Below are 16,580 nucleotides of genomic sequence, written 5' to 3'. Positions count from 1 at the left end.
ATCAATTCAACAACTCAGCAACTCAGCAACTCAACTGGCGGCCAGCGCCGCCTTACGCACCGCATCCAGCGCCTTCAATTCAACCAGCAGAGGCTCCAGTTGCGCAAACGGAATCATGTTGGGGCCATCGCACGGGGCGTGGTCGGGATCCGGGTGGGTCTCCAGGAACACCCCCGCCACTCCAGCGGCCACAGCGGAGCGCGCCAACAGCGGCGCAAAACGCCGGTCGCCGCCGGAGGAGCCGCCCAATCCGCCGGGCTGCTGCACCGAGTGGGTGGCGTCGAAGATGACCGGGTAGCCGCTCTGCGCCATCACCGCCAGTCCGCGCATATCCACCACCAGATTGTGGTAGCCAAAGGTGGCGCCGCGCTCGCACAGCATCAGATTTTCATTGCCGGTGGCGGCGGCCTTCTCGGCCACCCGCGCCATGTCCTCAGGGGCGAGGAACTGCCCCTTTTTGATATTCACCGGCTTGCCCGCCGCCGCTGCCGCCTGGATGAAGTCGGTCTGGCGACACAGGAACGCCGGCGTCTGCAGCAGGTCCACCGACTGCGCCACAATAGCCGCTTGCTCGGGGGTGTGCACATCGGTCACCACCGGCAGGCCGGTCTCTTCCCGCACGCGCTGCAAAATGCGCAAACCCGCCTCCAGCCCCGGACCGCGAAAGCCCCCCGCCGAGGTGCGATTGGCCTTATCAAAGGAGGATTTGAACACCAGCGGCAGATCAATGCGGTGGGACAGCTCGGCCAGGAACGTAGCCGCCTGCAGCGTCTGCTCTTCGGACTCAATCACGCACGGCCCGGCGATCACCGCCAACGGCAGCGCATTGGCGAAGCACAGATCGCCGACGCTCACACAGCGTGCGTCAACCGGCATCGCTGCTCTCCACAGGTTTGGCCCCGCCGCGACCGTAATCGATGGCGGCTTTCACAAACGCGGTGAACATGGGGTGCGGCTTGCGCGGCTGCGACTTGAACTCCGGGTGGAACTGACACGCCAGATAGAACGGATGGCTGGGCAGCTCCACCATCTCCACCAATTCGCCGTCGGGCGACAGACCGGAGATGCGCATGCCCGCCTCGGTGATGGCGTCGCGATAGGCGTTGTTGAACTCATAGCGGTGACGGTGGCGCTCGGAGATCTCGCGCTTGCCGTAGACCTCGGCGGCCAGCGTGCCTTCGCTCAGAACACACGGATAGGCCCCCAGACGCATGGTGCCGCCTTTGTCGGAGGTGGCGTCGCGCTTCTGCACCGCGCCGCCATCCACCCATTCGGTCATCAGGCCGATCAACGCATGATCGGTATTGGCGTCGAACTCGCTGGAGTTGGCCCCGGCCAGTCCGGCCACATTGCGGGCGAACTCCACCACCGCCAACTGCATGCCCAGACAGATGCCAAAGTAGGGCACGCCGTTCTCCCGCGCATAGCGGATGGCGGCCATTTTGCCCTCCACCCCGCGCTCGCCGAAGCCGCCCGGCACCAGAATGCCGTCCACGCCCTTCAGATAGGCGTCCACGCCGTCGGCTTCGATCTTCTCGGCGTCGATGCGGCGAATGCTCACTCGGCGGTGGTTGGCGATGCCGCCATGGCTCAACGCCTCGGTGAGCGACTTGTAGGCGTCCAGCAGATCCACATATTTGCCCACCAGACCGATGGTCACTTTGGCGCTGGATTCGTGCACGGTGTCGCGCACCCGCTCCCAGTCGGTGAGCACCGGCTCGGTGGCGGGCATGCCCAGATGCTGCAACGCTTTGGCCGCCATGCCTTCGCGGTAGAGGGCAAACGGCACGTCATAGATGGAGTCCTGGTCCACGCAGGGGATCACATAGGCGGGATCGACGTTGCAGAACTGGGCGATCTTCTCGCGCTCGCCGCTGGGCAGATCGCGGTCGGAGCGGCAGATCAGCATATCCGGCTGAATCCCCAGCGCCAGCAGCTCTTTCACCGAGTGCTGGGTGGGTTTGGTCTTGAGTTCGCCCGCGGTGGGGATATAGGGCACCAGGGTCAGGTGCACGAACAGGGTGTTGCTGCGACCCAGATCGTTACGCAGTTGGCGGATCGCCTCCAGGAACGGCAGCGACTCGATATCGCCCACGGTGCCGCCGATCTCGATAATGGCCACCTCGGCGTCGCCCGCCACCCCCAACACCGCCTGTTTGATGGCGTCGGTGATGTGGGGAATCACCTGCACGGTGGAGCCCAGGTAGTCGCCGCGACGCTCTTTATTGATCACGGTCTGATAGATACGCCCGGTGGTCCAGTTGTTGGCCTGGGACATGGGCACGCCCAGGAAGCGTTCATAGTGGCCCAGGTCCAGATCGGTCTCGGCGCCGTCATCGGTGACGAACACCTCGCCGTGCTGGAACGGACTCATGGTGCCCGGGTCCACATTGATATAGGGATCAAGTTTTTGGATGGTGACCTTGCAGCCACGCGCCTGCATCAGGCACCCCAGGGAGGCGGCGGCCAATCCTTTACCCAAGGATGAGACCACACCGCCGGTGAAAAACACGAACTTAGCCATGATATCCGCCTGACTCCACTGCTGTGCGCGCCCTTGTTATCGGTTGTTATCAGGCGCTGCGGTTTCCCCCTACCAAACGAGTAAGGATAGCGCATCTGCGCGCGCAACCGTAGCGACAAAAAATAGCGCCCAGGGTATTCACCAATAAAATATCGACGCCGATCAGGAGGCCAGCAACGCGCGCGCCCGCTCCAAGTCATCCGGCGAGTCCACCCCCACCACGCGATGCTCGGTCACCCCCACGTGAATGGCGTAGCCATGCCACAGGGCGCGCAGCTGCTCGAGCTTCTCCCACTGCTCCAGCGGCGCAGGCTCCAGAGCGGCGTAAGTTTGCAGAAATTCGCTGCGAAACCCATAGATCCCCACATGCTGCATGACGCCGGGAGGGATCGCCTCACCCTCGGACACGGGATTCTCGGCGCGACAGGGAACGCAATCGCCATAGCGGTCGCGATGATAGGGAATCGGCGCGCGCGAGAAGTAGAGCGCCTGAGAGCGAGCGTCGGCCACCACCTTGACCACCCCTGGGTCGGCCAGATCCGCCGCGCGGGTGATGGGGTGCGCCAGGGTGGCCATGGGCAGCGCAGGGTCATCCAGCAGCGGACGCGCTGCCTGGCGCACCATCTGCGGCTCCAGCAGCGGTTCATCGCCCTGCACATTGATAATGATAGGCTGCGTCAACTGACGCGCCGCCTCGGCCACGCGGTCGGTGCCAGAAGCGCAGTCGGGGCTGGTCATGGCGGCGCGCCCGCCAAACCGGGCCACGGCGTCGGCGATGCGTTGGTCATCGGTGGCCACCAGCGCCACGCTCACCCCCGCCGCCATCACCCGCTCGTAGACGTGCTGGATCATCGGCTTGCCGTGGATATCCGCCAGCGGTTTGCCGGGCAGGCGCGTGGCCGCCCAGCGCGCCGGGATGATCACCGCCACATGGGACAGATCGCTCATCGAATTCTCTCACTCACTATCGGGAGTCGCGCTTGTGGCCGCGCCCATCGTCAAACGCAATCAGGTCGGCGGCCATGAAACCGATGCGCACGTCGGTCTCCACCCGCACCGGCAGACGGCGCTCGTCGTCAGTGAACCACACCTGGATGGCGCGCTCCTGCTTGAACAGCTCCGACTTCTTCAGATGCACCGACACCGGGATCACGGCAAAGCGCCCCAACGGGGTCTCCAACTCCTCGCGGGGGTGCACCACCATGCGCCCCACATAGTTCTGTTGACCGTTAACCACCGGGATCTCAATCTCCTCACCGGCGCTAAACGCCTCCCGCGCCCGCGCCACGTACAGCGCGGTGATGGGTTCATTGACCTCCGGCCCCACCTGTTTCAGGACCTCCGGTTTGCCATGGTTGAGCGCGCGGATGACCACGCCTTTGTCGCGGTCGAACACCTGCTCGGTGAAACGCCCCTTCTCCTTCACCTGCAGTTTTTCATAATGCAGCGTCTGCAGCTTTTGCCCGTCGCGCGCGCCGGTGATGGCGATGCGATCCAGCAATGGATAGAAGAAGCCCGCCGCGCCGGTGGACTCGATCTCCACCTCAATGCGGAATACGTCCTGCGCCGGGGTGTAGAAGCGCATCAAGGCGCGCCCGGCGGGCACCCCCACCCAGTGGATATTGTAGGTCAGCATCTCGCCGTGGGCGGCGCCGCGCACGGGGCCCTGCGCCAGCGCCAATCCTGGGAGAATCCAACCGAACAGCAGCGCCAGCATCAGCCTGCGCACGCTCCGCCCTGCGCCTTTTGAGCGCATCCTGTGGGAATTCATGGTGCCCAACTCCTTGGCCGCCAAGCGCTCTTGTTCGCCAAATGGCGGTGATCACCCGTTGTGTTAACCCATCTATACAGTGTATGAAACCCCAGGTCCGGCGCCAAGCATCCGCGCTTTGCATCGGCGGAAAATCACCCCCCTGTCAACCCAAAAGCTCTGAAACGCCCTTATGTCTTTTGATGACCAACCGACCGTTTTGCTCGATCGCGACGGCGTGATCAACGAAGAGCGCAGCAACTATGTGCTCACCATCGAGCAGATGCGCTTTATCCCCGGCTCTTTGGAGGCCATTGCGCGCTTGACCCGCGCCGGCGTGCGCGTGGCGGTGGTGACCAATCAGGCCTGCATTGGCCGCGGACTGCTCACCGAGCTGCGCCTGCAGGAGATTCACCGCCATTTGAACGAACAGGTGGCCGCACACGGCGGCCAGGTCGCCGCCATCTACCACTGCCCGCACCACCCCGACGATGGATGCGACTGCCGCAAGCCCAAACCGGGCATGCTGCTGGCGGCGCAGAAGCAGTTCAATCTGGATATGGCGCAGGTGTGGTTCGTCGGCGATTCGCCCTCCGACATGGGCGCCGCCCGCGCGGCGGGAACCCGTGGCGCGCTGCTGCGCAGCGGATTGAAAAACGTCGATGACGGGGAATTGCCCGACACGCCCCGGTTTGATAATTTAGAACGCTTCGTCGATGCCTATTTGGACGGTCAGTTGCGTTCCTGATCCGTTACCGTTTCGTTTGCGCCGCCGCCCGAGCTGCGCTCAATCTTGTGTGAAGGATTCGCCCCATGATCGATATCGCCGCCGCCATCGCCGAACATCAGGAGGCGTTCGCCAAAATCAGCGCCCTGGAGCCCGCCATGGCGGCGGTGGCCACGGAGATGACCAACACACTGAAGAATGGCGGTAAAGTTCTGTGGATGGGCAACGGCGGCAGCGCCGCCGACAGCCAGCACCTGGCCGCCGAGCTGATGGGCCGCTTCATGCGCGAGCGCCCCTCCCTGGCCTCGGTGGCGCTCACCACCGACACCTCGGTGCTCACCGCCATCGGCAACGACTACGGCTATGAACTGGTGTTTGCGCGGCAGATCGCCGGTCTGTGCCGCCCCGGCGACTTCGTGGTGGGCATCTCCACCTCCGGCAACAGCGAAAACTGCATTCTGGGCCTGCGCAAAGCCCGTGAAATCGGCGCGCGCACGGCGGTGCTGGTGGGCAAGGATGGCGGCAAAATGAAGGATGAAGCCGATCACGCGCTCATCGCCCCCGGCCCCAACACCGCGCGCATCCAAGAGTGTCACATCTTCATCGGCCACACCATCTGCGATTGGGTGGAAGCCGCCTGCATGCCGCAAGGATAAGGGTACCCGCCATGTTCGAACGTCGCGAGCAGGTTATTGACGCCATTAAAAACTGTTTCCATGGCCGCAGCATCCTGGTCGTCGGCGACTTGATGTTGGACAAGTACCTGTGGGGCGACGTCGGCCGCATCAGCCCGGAGGCGCCGGTGCCGGTGGTGCGGGTGACGCGGGAGTCTGATAACTGCGGCGGCGCGGCCAATGTGGCGCTGAACCTGGCGCAACTGGGCTGCGCGGTGACCGTGGCCGGATTTGTTGGCGACGACCCCATGGGCCAACGCCTCACCGACCTGCTGGCGGCGCGCGGGGTGCGCAGCGATGCGGTGTGCGCCATCAGCGGCATGCCCACCATCACCAAAACCCGCATCATCAGCGGCCACCAGCAGATGATGCGGCTGGACATCGAAGAGCCGAAGAAGCTGGGCGATAACGAACACGCCTGCCTGCTGGACCGGGTGGAGGATCTGATCTCCTGCGACGATCAACCCGCCGTAGTGATCCTCTCCGACTACGCCAAAGGGGTGCTCTCCGAACATCTGTGCCAGGAGGTGATCGCCACCTGCCAGGGGTTGGGCATCCCGGTGATGGTGGACCCCAAGGGCTCCGACTACCGCAAATATCGCCACGCCACCGCCATCTCCCCCAATCGCGGCGAGCTGGCGGCGGCCACCGGGGTCAAGGGCGACGATCTCAATCAACTGCTGGAAGCCGCCGAGTATCTGCGTCAGGAGCTGGATCTGGCGTTTGTCACCGCCACCCTCTCCGACCAGGGCATCGCCCTGGTGGATGGCCACTCGGGTCGCTGCCGCATCCCCGCCATGGCGCAGGAGGTGTTCGACGTCTCCGGCGCAGGCGACACTGTCATCGCGGTGCTGGCCGCTTCGCTGGCGTGCGGCTTGACGCGCATGGACGCCCTGCATCTGGCCAATGTCGCCGCTGGCGTGGTGGTGGGCCATGTGGGCACCACCCCCATCACCACCCCGGAGCTGCTGGATGCGGTCACCGCCAGCGAGGCGCTGTCGCAATCCAATAAAATCGGTACAATCGATCAGGTGGCCAGACAGATTGCGCGCTGGCGCGCCAAGGGTGAGCGCATCGTCTTCACCAATGGCTGCTTCGATCTGCTCCACGCCGGTCATGTCACCTATCTGGAGCACGCCCGACAACTGGGCGACCGCCTCATCGTGGGTCTGAACACCGACCGCTCGGTGCGCGAACTCAAAGGGCCGTCGCGTCCGGTGATTCAGCAGGAGGATCGCGCCCGCGTCATGGCCGCCATGGCCTCGGTGGACGCGGTGGTGCTGTTTGACGAAGAGACCCCGCTCAATCTCATCGAACGCTTCAAACCCGATATCCTGGCCAAAGGCGCCGACTACCGCGAAGAGGAGGTGGTGGGCGGCGATCTGGTCAAGAGCTGGGGCGGCAGCGTGGCCCTGGTGGAGTTGGTGGCCGGACGCAGCACCTCCAGCATCGTCACCAAAGTACGCGGCGATGAGAGCAAATAAACCGGCGCGCACGCACTGAGCCATCGGCTGCAGGGAGAATCCACACATGTACATCGTCACCGGCGGCGCCGGTTTCATCGGCGCCAACATCGTCGCCGGACTCAACGCCCGCGGCATCACCGACATCCTGGTGGTGGACAACCTGGAGCGGGCCGAGAAGTTCCTGAATATCCGCGATCTACAGATCGCCGACTTCATGGACAAACGGGAGTTCCGTCACCATCTGGAGACGGAGTTCTTCACCAATATGCCGGTGCAGGCGATCTTCCATGAAGGCGCCTGCTCGGACACCATGGAGTACAATGGCCGCTACATGATGGACAACAACTTCACCTATTCGAAGTTGCTCCTCGACCACGCCATTCGCCGCGGCATCCCCTTCATCTACGCCTCCAGCGCCGCCACCTACGGCGCCAGCAAGGCGTTTGAGGAGAAGCCGGAAAACGAGATGCCGCTGAACGTCTACGGCTACTCCAAACTGCTGTTCGACCAACTGGTGCGGCGCTATCTGGACCAGGTGGAGTCCACCGTGGTGGGGCTGCGCTACTTCAACGTCTACGGCCCGCGCGAGCATCAGCACAAGGGCAAGATGGCTTCGCAAGCGTATCAGCTCTATGCCCAGATCAAGGATCACGGCTACTGTGAACTGTTCGAGGGCACGGGCGGTTACGCCAACGGCGAGCAGTCGCGGGACTTCATCAGCGTCGACGACGTGGTGGACTTCAACCTCTTTTTGGCGGATTCGGCAGAGCCCATCAAAGGGGTGATCAATCTGGGCACGGGGTTGAGCCGCTCCTTCAACGCCGTGGCGCAAGCGGTGATCGACACCCTGGGAACCGGCGAGATCCGCTATAAGCCCATGCCTGAGGTGCTGCTGGACAAGTACCAGAACTACACCTGCGCCGATATGACCCACGCCCGCGCCGTGAGCGGTTATGACAAACCCTTCTTGAGCGTGGAGGACGGCGTCAAACGCTACGTGCAGTGGCTGGAGGCCCGCGCCGCCGAATGAGTGACGCCAACGCGCCGATTCTGCTCATTGGTCCCGCCTGGGTGGGGGATATGGTGATGATGAGCGCGCCGGTCACGCTGCTGGCGCGGGAGAATCCGGCGCGTCCCATCGACATCCTCTCGCCGCCGTGGACGCAACCGGCGGCGGCGCGCATCGAGGGCGTGCGCGACGCCCTCACCCTCCCCATCGGCCACGGCGCTTTAGCGCTATCCGAGCGCAGACGCATCGCCGCCGATCTTAAATCCCGTGGCTATGCCCAGGCCATCGTGGTGCAGCGGTCGTGGAAGAGCGCGCTGATCCCCTGGCTGGCGGGCATCCCCACCCGCACCGGCTGGTTGGGCGAGTTGCGTTGGGGTCTGCTCAACGATATTCGCCATCTGGACAAACGCGCCCTGCCGCGCACGGTGGATCGCTTCGCCGCGCTGGCGCTGCCGCTGGGCGCCGCCCTGCCCAAGCCCCTGCCCCTGCCCACATTGCGCGCCGACTCGGATGCTGGCGCCGCGCATCTGCGGGAATTGGGAATCGATCCCGCCCAAGGCCCCATCGTCGCGTTGTGCCCTGGCGCCGAATACGGTCCCGCCAAACGCTGGCCCGCCGCACACTTTGCCGAGACCGCCCGCCGCATGCTTGCCCTCGGCTGGCGCGCGGCGCTATTTGGCTCGCCCAAAGAGCAGGCGCTGTGTGAGCGGATTGCGGACGATGCAGGCCCCGGCTGCGTCTCCCTGGCGGGGCGTTTGGGGCTGGATCAGGCGTTGGACGCCCTGGCGGTCTGCTCCGCCGCCGTCACCAACGACAGCGGCTTGATGCATGTGGCCGCCGCCCTGGGCCTGCCGCTGGCCGCTGTCTACGGCTCGTCAGATCCACGCCATACGCCACCGCTGTCCGACACGGCGCGCGTTCTGTGGCTACAGATACATTGCAGCCCCTGCTTCAAGCGCGACTGCCCCTTGGAGCACACCGACTGCCTGAACGATATCACTCCCGAACAGGTGGTGAGCGCGTTACAGGAGTTGACCGCGTGAGCGCAGAGGCCCCGCCGCAGCCGCGTCACTACGCCGAGTGGCTGGCGCTACGCGCGGCCATCGGCTGGGTCCAACGCGGCGATATGCACAGCGCCGCGCGCAAAGCCGCCGCCCTGGCCAGGTTGGGACGGCGACTGCTCAAATCCCCGGACCACTGGGCGCGGGTCAATCCGCGCCTGATCTTTGGCGAGCATCTCACCGACGCCCAATACAATCGCCTGGCGCAGTTGGCGTTTGAGAACATTTTTCTCAGCCATATCGAAGGGGTGCGCGCCAGCGACGTGGCGTTTGACACCGACGGCGGCGAAACCCTGCGCGATGCCTACGCCCAGGGTCAGGGGGTGATCTGCGCGGCGATCCATCTGGGGAGTTGGGAGCCGGGCCTGATGCACGTAGCGCGACTGGGCTACCCGCTCTCGGCGGTCTACCGCCACGCCAACAACCCCCTGGCCGAACAGATGTTCATGGCCATCCGCCAACCCTATGGCATCGGCTGGATCGCCCGCCGCGACGCCAAACAAACCATCAGCGTGCTCAAACGCAAGCAGATGCTCGGCTTGATGATCGACATCAACACCGCCGAGGGGGGCGTGGCCGCGCCGTTCCTGGGGTTCCCCGCCCTATGCCCGGCGGGTCCGGCGCGACTGGCGCGCAAATTCGGCGCGCCGATTGTTCCCATGATCGCCACTCGCGAAGCGCCGGGCCGCGCCACCCTGCGCATCGGCCCCGTGCTGGAGCCATTGCCGGGCGAGGATGACGCCGCCTTCACCGCGCGCCTCAACGCCGCCTTCACCGACTGGATCGTTGACTACGCCCACCAATACAATTGGCTGCATGGACGTTTCAAATCGCGCCCCGATGGACGGCTGTGGCGGCGGTCAGAGCCCTTGGCGTCGATGATGGGCGAGCGGGATACGCCCTTTCTCACCCCCTCCGCCAAATTGCTGGAGGCGCTGGCGTGAGCGGCGGACGCGCGCTGATTGTGAAACTATCCGCCATGGGCGACATCATCCACGCCCTGCCCGCGCTGATGGACGCCGCCCGCGCGCGGCCCGATTGGCGCTTCGACTGGGTGTGTGAGAAAAATCACGCCGAACTGCTCCGTTGGGGCGCGCCGCTGGCCAACATCCACACGCTGCAGTTGCGTGAATGGAAACGCGCGCCGCTGCAACAACTGCGGCGCGGCAGCGCGGCGCGGGAGGCCATCGGCGCTTTGCGCGCCCGGCGCTATGACTGCGTGATTGACGCTCAAGGGCTGCTCAAGAGCGCCATCACCGCCCGCATCGCCGCTCAGGGCGCGCCGATTCACGGACCTGATGCCGCCTGGGCGCGGGAGAAAGCCGCCAGCCGATTCTATACACACCCCACCGCCGTGGACGCCTTTCACGTGGTGGCGCGCAATCGCCAACTGTTCGCCCACGCCCTGGGGTATGCGTTACCCCATACAGCCCCCGACTTTGGCGTCAAGCCTGACGCTCTGCCGACTCTGGAGCAGATCAACGGGCAACTGCACGGGCCATTGCCGTCCCGCTATCTGCTGCTGCTGCATGGCTGCGGCTGGAGCTCCAAGGCGTGGCCGGAATCCTATTGGGCCGAGTTGATCGCGCAGATTGGCGCGCGCAACTGGGGACCGGTGCTGCTGCCGTGGGGCGGCGAGGCGGAAAAGGCGCGGGCCGAGCGACTGGCGCAAGCCGCGCCGCAACACGCGCGGGTTCTGCCGCGTCTGGGACTCAGCGCCATGGCGCGCATCATCCATAACGCCCGCGCCGTGGTGGGTCTGGACTCCGGCTTTGCCCATCTGGCCGGAGCGATGGAGGCGCCTGTAGTCACCCTCTACGGCGCCACCAATCCGGATTACTCGGGGGTGGCGGGCGCACAAGGCGTTCTGCTGCACAGCGACAAGCCCTGCGCGCCGTGTATGTTGCGGCGCTGCCCGCTGGATGAGCCCGGCCCCATTCAGCCGCCCTGCTTCGCCACCCTGCCGCCGTCTAAGATCATCTCTGCGCTGGAATCCTTGCTCACAGGAGGCGCGTCATGACGCAGCCAACACCGCTGTCCGGGGTGGTGATTACGCTGAATGCGGAATCGGTGATCACCGAGTGTCTGCACAGCCTGCAGTTTTGTAATGAGGTGGTGGTGGTGGACTCCGGCTCCACCGATGAGACATTGGCCATCGCTGGACAATTTACAAATGTGCGCATTGTGCATCAGCAGTGGCTGGGATATGGACCGCAAAAGCAATTCGCGGTGAAGCAGGCGACCCATGATTGGGTGCTGTGCCTGGATGCCGACGAGCGGGTCAGCCACCCGCTAAAGCAGGAGATTGAGCAACTTCTGGCCACGCCTGAGCGCGCCAACCACGCCTATGAGTTCCCCCGCTGCAACCGCTTTATGGGGCGCTGGCTGCGCCATGGCGAGGGCTATCCCGATCCCAATCTACGGCTGTATGACCGCCGCCACGGGCGCTGGAGCAGCGACCCGGTGCATGAACACGTCATCGCCGATGGTCCCGTTGGACGTCTGCGCGGCGACCTGCTGCATCTGTCGGAGCAGGGGCTGGAGGATTACCTGGCCAAGCAGAACCGCTACACCACCATTCAGGCGCAACGATTGGCGGCGCAGGGGAAAAATATCCGCGCACACAAACTGTGGCTGAGTCCTGGCTTGCGGTTTCTGAAATTCTTTTTTCTACGCGCCGGATTTCTCGACGGCGTTCCCGGCCTGGTTCACATCGCCATTGGCTGCTTCAACACGCTGATAAAATACGCTAAAGCCCGCGCCATCCAACGGCGTCAAACGCCGGACAAAACCTCCTGAGCATATCCAGTACAAATCCACGCAACAAAAAAACCCAGCCCGAGGGCTGGGTTTTCTGGAACGGCAAGGTCATCCGTGATGGTCTCTATTGATTGAGTCTTTAACCTTATGTGAGAGCATCACGCATGGGGCCAATCCGAATTTCAACTTCCCTGTTGATCGTTTTCGATCAGACGCGACCCCGGATAGTCTGCAACTGCATCAGGAACTCACGGGTGGTGGCGGGAATGTGTTGATTGACGCCAAACCACCATCCGCGAACGGATGACTCCGACGCATTCAGATCGCGCGCCAAAGCCTTGATGTAGACATCATCCAACAATCCCTTCCCGTAGAGCGTTCCCCCCACCGTCTGCAACTCTTCACTGGTCATGCAACAGGTGTGCTCCGGAATCCCAAACAAGTCGTGACGTTCATCGCTGATCATGAAACCGGCCCTCCAAATTGGTTGTATTTTTCTTGTGCGCAAACCTCATTGACCCCCAAATCCACGCCCGCTTTTTATGTGCTCCCGATATTTATGAGCGTGGAAAAACCCCAAAATATATTATTTTAGTTGTATACAGCAACACAAACGGTTCCTTCTATGATATAAAATATTACGATTTTTTTCTGAGAAGAACTGCGAGAAAATCCAAAAACCCTGTAACCGCCCCCTCGGTCACTGCGTCTATTAATGATGATCGCCCGACGCAAGAGAGAGGCTACCCTATCCTTTTGCCCTAGGCAAGCGGCTAATTTCGCATTGCGCACATTTTTTTGCGGATGTTGAGATTCCATCGCTTTGACAGCTGGGACAGACACCTGCGAAACAATCTAAACCATTATATTTCAACAATAATAATCTCCACATTTAAACATAATTTAAATGTGTATGCCTACAGCAAGACCCCGCCATATAGAGACTTTTCCCAGCGCAGATTTGTGTGGAATGTGCCGCGCTACTGTGCCAATGCGTAGTAGAAACGCACCAGACTTTCGATGCCGGTATGGAAGGTGGGCAGATGGAGGTTCTCATTGGGCGAATGCGCCCGACCATCGGGCAAACCAAAGCCGATCAACGCTGTGGGAATGCCGAAGCGTTGCCACAAATCCGCCACGATGGGAATGGTGACGCCCTCTCCGGCCAGCACCGGCTCGCGTCCGAACGCGGCGGTAAGCGCCTGTTGGGCGGCCTGGATAATGGGCAGATCATCGGCAAAGGCGACGCCGCGCGCCGCCCCGGGCAAGGCGTTGGCGATCACCTGGGTCCAGGGCGGCGCATTATCGCGTAAATATGCGCAGACCAGCGCCGCAATGCGCTCCGGGTCCTGCTTGGCCACCAGACGCATGGAGATTTTGGCGTGGGCCTGGGCGGGCAGCACGGTTTTGAACCCCTCGCCCTGATAGCCGCCCCACAGTCCATTGATTTCAAAGGTGGGACGCCGCCACAGACGGGCCAACTCGCCATACGGCGCTTCGCCCCACCCTGTTGCGGTCCCCTGCTGCGCATAAAAAGCGCGCGCATCGAATGGCGTGGCCGCCAACCGCTGCTCTGTGGCCGCATCCAATGGCTCCACATCATCATAGAAGCCGGGGATGAGAATGCGTCCACTGTCATCTTTCACCGACGCCAACAGACGCGCCAACGCCTCCAGAGGATTACCAATGACGCCGCCATAGGCGCCCGAGTGGAGGTCGCGATTGGGCCCCTGCATGGTCACATCAATGAGCGCCATGCCGCGCAGACTGGTGGTGATGGCGGGAACGCCCTCATCCCACATGGAGGTGTCGGAGATCACCGCCGCATCCGCCTGCTGCAACAACTCGGCGTGGGCGTCGAGGAAGGCGGGCAGATTGGGACTGACGATCTCCTCTTCGCCCTCAATGAGAAAGATCACATTAACCGGCAGGGAGCCGGTGCGGCGCAGAATCTCCCCCAGCGCCAGAATGTGCATCAACACCTGCCCCTTATCATCCATGGCCCCGCGCGCGAACACGCGGTCATCGGCGATGCGCGGCTCAAACGGCGGCGAGATCCACAAGTCCAAAGGGTCGACCGGCTGCACGTCATAGTGGCCGTAGACCAGCACCGTAGGTCGTTCCGGTCCGGCGCCGCGCCACTGCGCCAGCACGACGGGCTGTCCGGCGGTCTGATGGATATCCACGGACTGCATGCCCGCCTGCTGTAACAACGCGGCAGTGTGGCGCGCGCACTGCTGTAAGGAGTCGGCATGGGTGGGGTCGGCGGAGATGGCGGGAATACGCAGGTAGTCCAGCAACGCCTGCTCAAAAGCGGGCCGCTGAGCGGGCAAACCGGCTAGAACACGATCCATGGCGGGTTACTTCTTCTTCTCTTTCAACTCACGTGGGGCTTGCTGATCCAACAGCTTGGCGCAGCCTTGGCTTAAACCGCTCCACTCATCGGGCATGTGCAGGATGAACGCTGCGCCGGTTTTGACCAACCCCACGCCATAAGGAGCGCTCTCTTCATCTTCCGCCTGACACGCTTTGGCCAGCGCCTGCTCGCCCACCAGGAAACCACACAGCAGCTCCAACCCTGGATTATGCCCCACCAGCAACACTTGCTGCGCTTTGTGCGGCGCCCCCTCCAGCACCGCCAGGAGGTCTTCCAGACTGGCGCCGTAAATGCGCTCATCCCAGACGATTTTTTTCTTCTTCAGGTCCAGTTCCCGGCACACCAACAGGGCGGTCTGCTTGGCGCGTTCGGCTGGCGAGCAGAGCACCAGGTCGGGCTTGTCGCCCCGTTTCTTCAGCCACTTGCCCATACGCGGGGCATCGCGCTTGCCGCGTTTGGCCAACGGGCGCTCAAAATCACTCGATGCGTCCGTATCCCATGCGGACTTCGCATGGCGCAAGATGATCAATTGGCGCCCCATAACGTCACTCATCCCATAGACAGGTAATACGCCCTGCGCCAACAGGTTTCCCTGGGCGCCGCAACATAAACATCATAACTCTGTACGCGAACCGTCACAATTATATCAAATTTCCCTTTTGGAGCAATGCTTGTTTCACTCTGTCAAAAAGCTTATCACCTGACAAACCCACTTTTTATATCGCACAATCAATACCCTGCATACACATCAGAAATACTTGCTTATCATAACGCACATAATCGCGCACAGTGGAGTGAAATGGGGAACACCATGAATTTGGTCAGCGTGGCGCAGCGCCTCACCCTCCGCCACGCCTACACCCCCTCGGGCTGCGCCGTTTGCCTAACGCAAACACGCAGCCAACTTCGCCAGCCAAGGAGAGGACTCATGGGCGAACCCATCATAGAACCGAGCATAGCCAACGGAACCACCCCCGCCAAATGGCGCGCGCACCTGTGGATTGAGTTAATGCGTCTATGCAGCACCCGCATGGCGAGCCCTCTGCCGCCAGAACGCAATACGCAGATGGTGTTTGCGCTGCGCCGCTTTCTGGACGACAGCTTGGCTGCAGGGTGCCAACTCCCAGCCGTATCCAACCAATTCCAAGCCCGCACCGGCGACCCGGAGCAGTGGGAAACTCTATGCGCCATCCATGAAATCGTCGTCGACGCGGTCACCGGCTTCTGCTCACAGCGTCGCCACAACCGCTATAAAAGCAGCAACGAATTCTCCACCTTCTTGACCCTCTCCATCCGCGCGCCACAGGAGAGCTTGGAGTCTGAGGCGGTCGCGCGCGCCAAACAGGAGCTCAATCTGCGCACCCGTCAATGCGGCTGCCTGCTCACCGCCATGGCCACCATGCTGATGACGCCGGAGACTCTGCGCGAACTGTTAACACAGATGATCGTCGAGGATGGTCTCGACCTCTACGTACACGTTCGCGACGAATTGGCGCATTACCCGGAAGGGTATCATGTCTACTTGACGGCATTGGGAATGAGCGGCGCCGGGTTGATGCAGCGCTATCTCCAGGGCCATTTCACGCCTGACGACCAGCACATCAGCGACGATGAAATGCTCGAACGGATTCGCCACATTGGGCTGTATGATCCAAGCTTGCCGGAGATGCTGGAGAACGTGCGCGCCGCGCACTCGCGCATGGGCGGTAAGGTGCGAGAATTTGAGATGGACGAACACGGGCGCTGGACGCAGTTGCACTGACAGGGCAGTGTCACCGCCAACGAAACCTCACGCACGAGAAGAGCTTTAACACGCAGCAGGGAGAACAGAGCCAGGGCGGAGTGGGGAGAGAGTGGCGTCCCGTACGGGTTTCGAACCCGTGTTACCGGCGTGAAAGGCCGGTGTCCTAGGCCTCTAGACGAACGGGACGCACTTGTTGCCTCAATGATGAGGCCTCCTCTTCCTGAGAGGTGAGAAGGTGACACGGATGTCGCCGCCCCTCGGGAGCCATCATAAATACGCCATTGAGAATGGCTTGGCAACCCTGAAATCACCAGAACGTCATTTTTTCTTCGCCTGAGCGATCCTGCGTTGCACAGGAAACTCAGCGCGCCTTTTCCCAGTCAGAGCCGTTGTTCATACTGATTCCCATACCGACCATAAATGGACCTGCTGCGCAGGCGCGGATACGCCCGTTTCCGCATCGCTGCAGCCGTCACGTCAGGAGAAGA

Annotated in this window: 16 protein-coding genes and 1 tRNA gene; 9 read left to right on the top strand and 8 right to left on the bottom strand. The window is 62.6% G+C overall.

The window, feature by feature from the left end; genetic code table 11:
- Positions 1-30: 30 nt before the first annotated feature.
- From kdsA to MAIT1_RS07075, 4 genes are all read right to left on the bottom strand, one after another.
- A complete protein-coding gene (gene kdsA / locus MAIT1_RS07090; protein WP_085441593.1) occupies positions 31-876 on the bottom strand; it encodes a 3-deoxy-8-phosphooctulonate synthase in 846 nt (281 codons plus the stop codon).
- Complete coding sequence (locus MAIT1_RS07085) at positions 866-2,527, bottom strand: CTP synthase (RefSeq protein WP_349678488.1); 1,662 nt, start codon at positions 2,525-2,527, stop codon at positions 866-868. Before MAIT1_RS07085 ends, kdsA begins: the two co-directional genes overlap by 11 nt.
- A 159-nt stretch (positions 2,528-2,686) precedes the next feature.
- The gene (kdsB, locus tag MAIT1_RS07080; RefSeq protein WP_085441591.1) at positions 2,687-3,472 is read right to left on the bottom strand and encodes a 3-deoxy-manno-octulosonate cytidylyltransferase; all 786 of its coding nucleotides are present in this window, start codon (positions 3,470-3,472) and stop codon (positions 2,687-2,689) included.
- A gap of 16 nt (positions 3,473-3,488) precedes the next feature.
- Positions 3,489-4,295 (bottom strand): DUF3108 domain-containing protein, encoded by an 807-nt coding sequence (locus MAIT1_RS07075; protein ID WP_143814706.1) that lies wholly within the window; start codon positions 4,293-4,295, stop codon positions 3,489-3,491.
- Positions 4,296-4,467: 172 nt separating this feature from the next.
- Here MAIT1_RS07075 and gmhB point away from each other — a divergent pair, with 172 nt between their 5' ends.
- From gmhB to MAIT1_RS07035, 8 genes are all read left to right on the top strand, one after another.
- Entirely contained in the window at positions 4,468-5,022 is a 555-nt protein-coding gene (gmhB, locus tag MAIT1_RS07070) for a D-glycero-beta-D-manno-heptose 1,7-bisphosphate 7-phosphatase (protein ID WP_085441589.1), read from the top strand.
- A gap of 65 nt (positions 5,023-5,087) precedes the next feature.
- A complete protein-coding gene (locus tag MAIT1_RS07065) occupies positions 5,088-5,657 on the top strand; it encodes a D-sedoheptulose 7-phosphate isomerase (protein WP_085441588.1) in 570 nt (189 codons plus the stop codon).
- A gap of 11 nt (positions 5,658-5,668) precedes the next feature.
- Complete coding sequence (gene hldE / locus MAIT1_RS07060; RefSeq protein ID WP_085441587.1) at positions 5,669-7,159, top strand: bifunctional D-glycero-beta-D-manno-heptose-7-phosphate kinase/D-glycero-beta-D-manno-heptose 1-phosphate adenylyltransferase HldE; 1,491 nt, start codon at positions 5,669-5,671, stop codon at positions 7,157-7,159.
- Between the two features lie 46 nt (positions 7,160-7,205).
- Positions 7,206-8,171, top strand: a complete 966-nt coding sequence (gene rfaD / locus MAIT1_RS07055) for an ADP-glyceromanno-heptose 6-epimerase (protein ID WP_085441586.1) — start codon at positions 7,206-7,208, stop codon at positions 8,169-8,171.
- Positions 8,168-9,193 (top strand): lipopolysaccharide heptosyltransferase II, encoded by a 1,026-nt coding sequence (waaF, locus tag MAIT1_RS07050; protein WP_085441585.1) that lies wholly within the window; start codon positions 8,168-8,170, stop codon positions 9,191-9,193. Before rfaD ends, waaF begins: the two co-directional genes overlap by 4 nt.
- Positions 9,190-10,155: a lysophospholipid acyltransferase family protein gene (locus MAIT1_RS07045; protein ID WP_158089362.1), complete on the top strand. Its 966-nt coding sequence runs from the start codon at positions 9,190-9,192 to the stop codon at positions 10,153-10,155. Before waaF ends, MAIT1_RS07045 begins: the two co-directional genes overlap by 4 nt.
- Positions 10,152-11,231, top strand: coding sequence for a lipopolysaccharide heptosyltransferase I (gene waaC, locus MAIT1_RS07040; RefSeq protein WP_085441583.1), 1,080 nt, complete (start codon positions 10,152-10,154; stop codon positions 11,229-11,231). The genes MAIT1_RS07045 and waaC overlap by 4 nt, the downstream gene beginning before the upstream one ends.
- Positions 11,228-12,010 (top strand): glycosyltransferase family 2 protein, encoded by a 783-nt coding sequence (locus MAIT1_RS07035; RefSeq protein ID WP_085441582.1) that lies wholly within the window; start codon positions 11,228-11,230, stop codon positions 12,008-12,010. The genes waaC and MAIT1_RS07035 overlap by 4 nt, the downstream gene beginning before the upstream one ends.
- Before the next feature lie 169 nt (positions 12,011-12,179).
- Here the strand turns inward: MAIT1_RS07035 and MAIT1_RS07030 are convergent, their stop codons facing one another.
- The 3 genes from MAIT1_RS07030 to MAIT1_RS07020 form a co-directional block, all read right to left on the bottom strand.
- Positions 12,180-12,437 carry a hypothetical protein gene (locus MAIT1_RS07030; RefSeq protein ID WP_085441581.1) on the bottom strand — a complete coding sequence of 86 codons (258 nt, stop codon included), beginning with the start codon at positions 12,435-12,437 and terminating at the stop codon, positions 12,180-12,182.
- Between the two features lie 514 nt (positions 12,438-12,951).
- Positions 12,952-14,325, bottom strand: coding sequence for a dipeptidase (locus MAIT1_RS07025; RefSeq protein ID WP_085441580.1), 1,374 nt, complete (start codon positions 14,323-14,325; stop codon positions 12,952-12,954).
- A gap of 6 nt (positions 14,326-14,331) precedes the next feature.
- Complete coding sequence (locus MAIT1_RS07020; protein WP_085441579.1) at positions 14,332-14,889, bottom strand: SixA phosphatase family protein; 558 nt, start codon at positions 14,887-14,889, stop codon at positions 14,332-14,334.
- 387 nt (positions 14,890-15,276) lie between these two features.
- Between MAIT1_RS07020 and MAIT1_RS07015 the strand changes: the two genes are divergently transcribed.
- Positions 15,277-16,110, top strand: a complete 834-nt coding sequence (locus MAIT1_RS07015) for a hypothetical protein (RefSeq protein WP_085441578.1) — start codon at positions 15,277-15,279, stop codon at positions 16,108-16,110.
- Positions 16,111-16,202: 92 nt separating this feature from the next.
- On the opposite strand, the gene MAIT1_RS07010 is transcribed toward MAIT1_RS07015, so the two are convergent.
- A tRNA-Glu gene (locus tag MAIT1_RS07010) sits at positions 16,203-16,278 on the bottom strand.
- Between the last annotated feature and the right edge of the window lie 302 nt (positions 16,279-16,580).

The sequence above is a fragment of the Magnetofaba australis IT-1 genome, assembly GCF_002109495.1.
Taxonomy (GTDB): Bacteria; Pseudomonadota; Magnetococcia; order Magnetococcales; family Magnetococcaceae; genus Magnetofaba; species Magnetofaba australis.
Note: the sequence above shows the minus strand (reverse complement) of the source record. Positions and strands in the feature narration are given on the sequence as shown.

Bases quoted from the DNA above. Each gene is read 5' to 3' on its own strand.
- MAIT1_RS07020 (WP_085441579.1), bottom strand. From the start codon at position 14,889: ATGGGGCGCCAATTGATCATCTTGCGCCATGCGAAGTCCGCATGGGAT.
- MAIT1_RS07015 (WP_085441578.1), top strand. From the start codon at position 15,277: ATGGGCGAACCCATCATAGAACCGAGCATAGCCAACGGAACCACCCCC.
- hldE (WP_085441587.1), top strand. From the start codon at position 5,669: ATGTTCGAACGTCGCGAGCAGGTTATTGACGCCATTAAAAACTGTTTC.
- MAIT1_RS07030 (WP_085441581.1), bottom strand. From the start codon at position 12,437: ATGATCAGCGATGAACGTCACGACTTGTTTGGGATTCCGGAGCACACC.
- gmhB (WP_085441589.1), top strand. From the start codon at position 4,468: ATGTCTTTTGATGACCAACCGACCGTTTTGCTCGATCGCGACGGCGTG.
- MAIT1_RS07075 (WP_143814706.1), bottom strand. From the start codon at position 4,295: ATGAATTCCCACAGGATGCGCTCAAAAGGCGCAGGGCGGAGCGTGCGC.
- MAIT1_RS07025 (WP_085441580.1), bottom strand. From the start codon at position 14,325: ATGGATCGTGTTCTAGCCGGTTTGCCCGCTCAGCGGCCCGCTTTTGAG.
- kdsA (WP_085441593.1), bottom strand. From the start codon at position 876: ATGCCGGTTGACGCACGCTGTGTGAGCGTCGGCGATCTGTGCTTCGCC.
- MAIT1_RS07065 (WP_085441588.1), top strand. From the start codon at position 5,088: ATGATCGATATCGCCGCCGCCATCGCCGAACATCAGGAGGCGTTCGCC.
- kdsB (WP_085441591.1), bottom strand. From the start codon at position 3,472: ATGAGCGATCTGTCCCATGTGGCGGTGATCATCCCGGCGCGCTGGGCG.
- rfaD (WP_085441586.1), top strand. From the start codon at position 7,206: ATGTACATCGTCACCGGCGGCGCCGGTTTCATCGGCGCCAACATCGTC.
- MAIT1_RS07035 (WP_085441582.1), top strand. From the start codon at position 11,228: ATGACGCAGCCAACACCGCTGTCCGGGGTGGTGATTACGCTGAATGCG.
- waaF (WP_085441585.1), top strand. From the start codon at position 8,168: ATGAGTGACGCCAACGCGCCGATTCTGCTCATTGGTCCCGCCTGGGTG.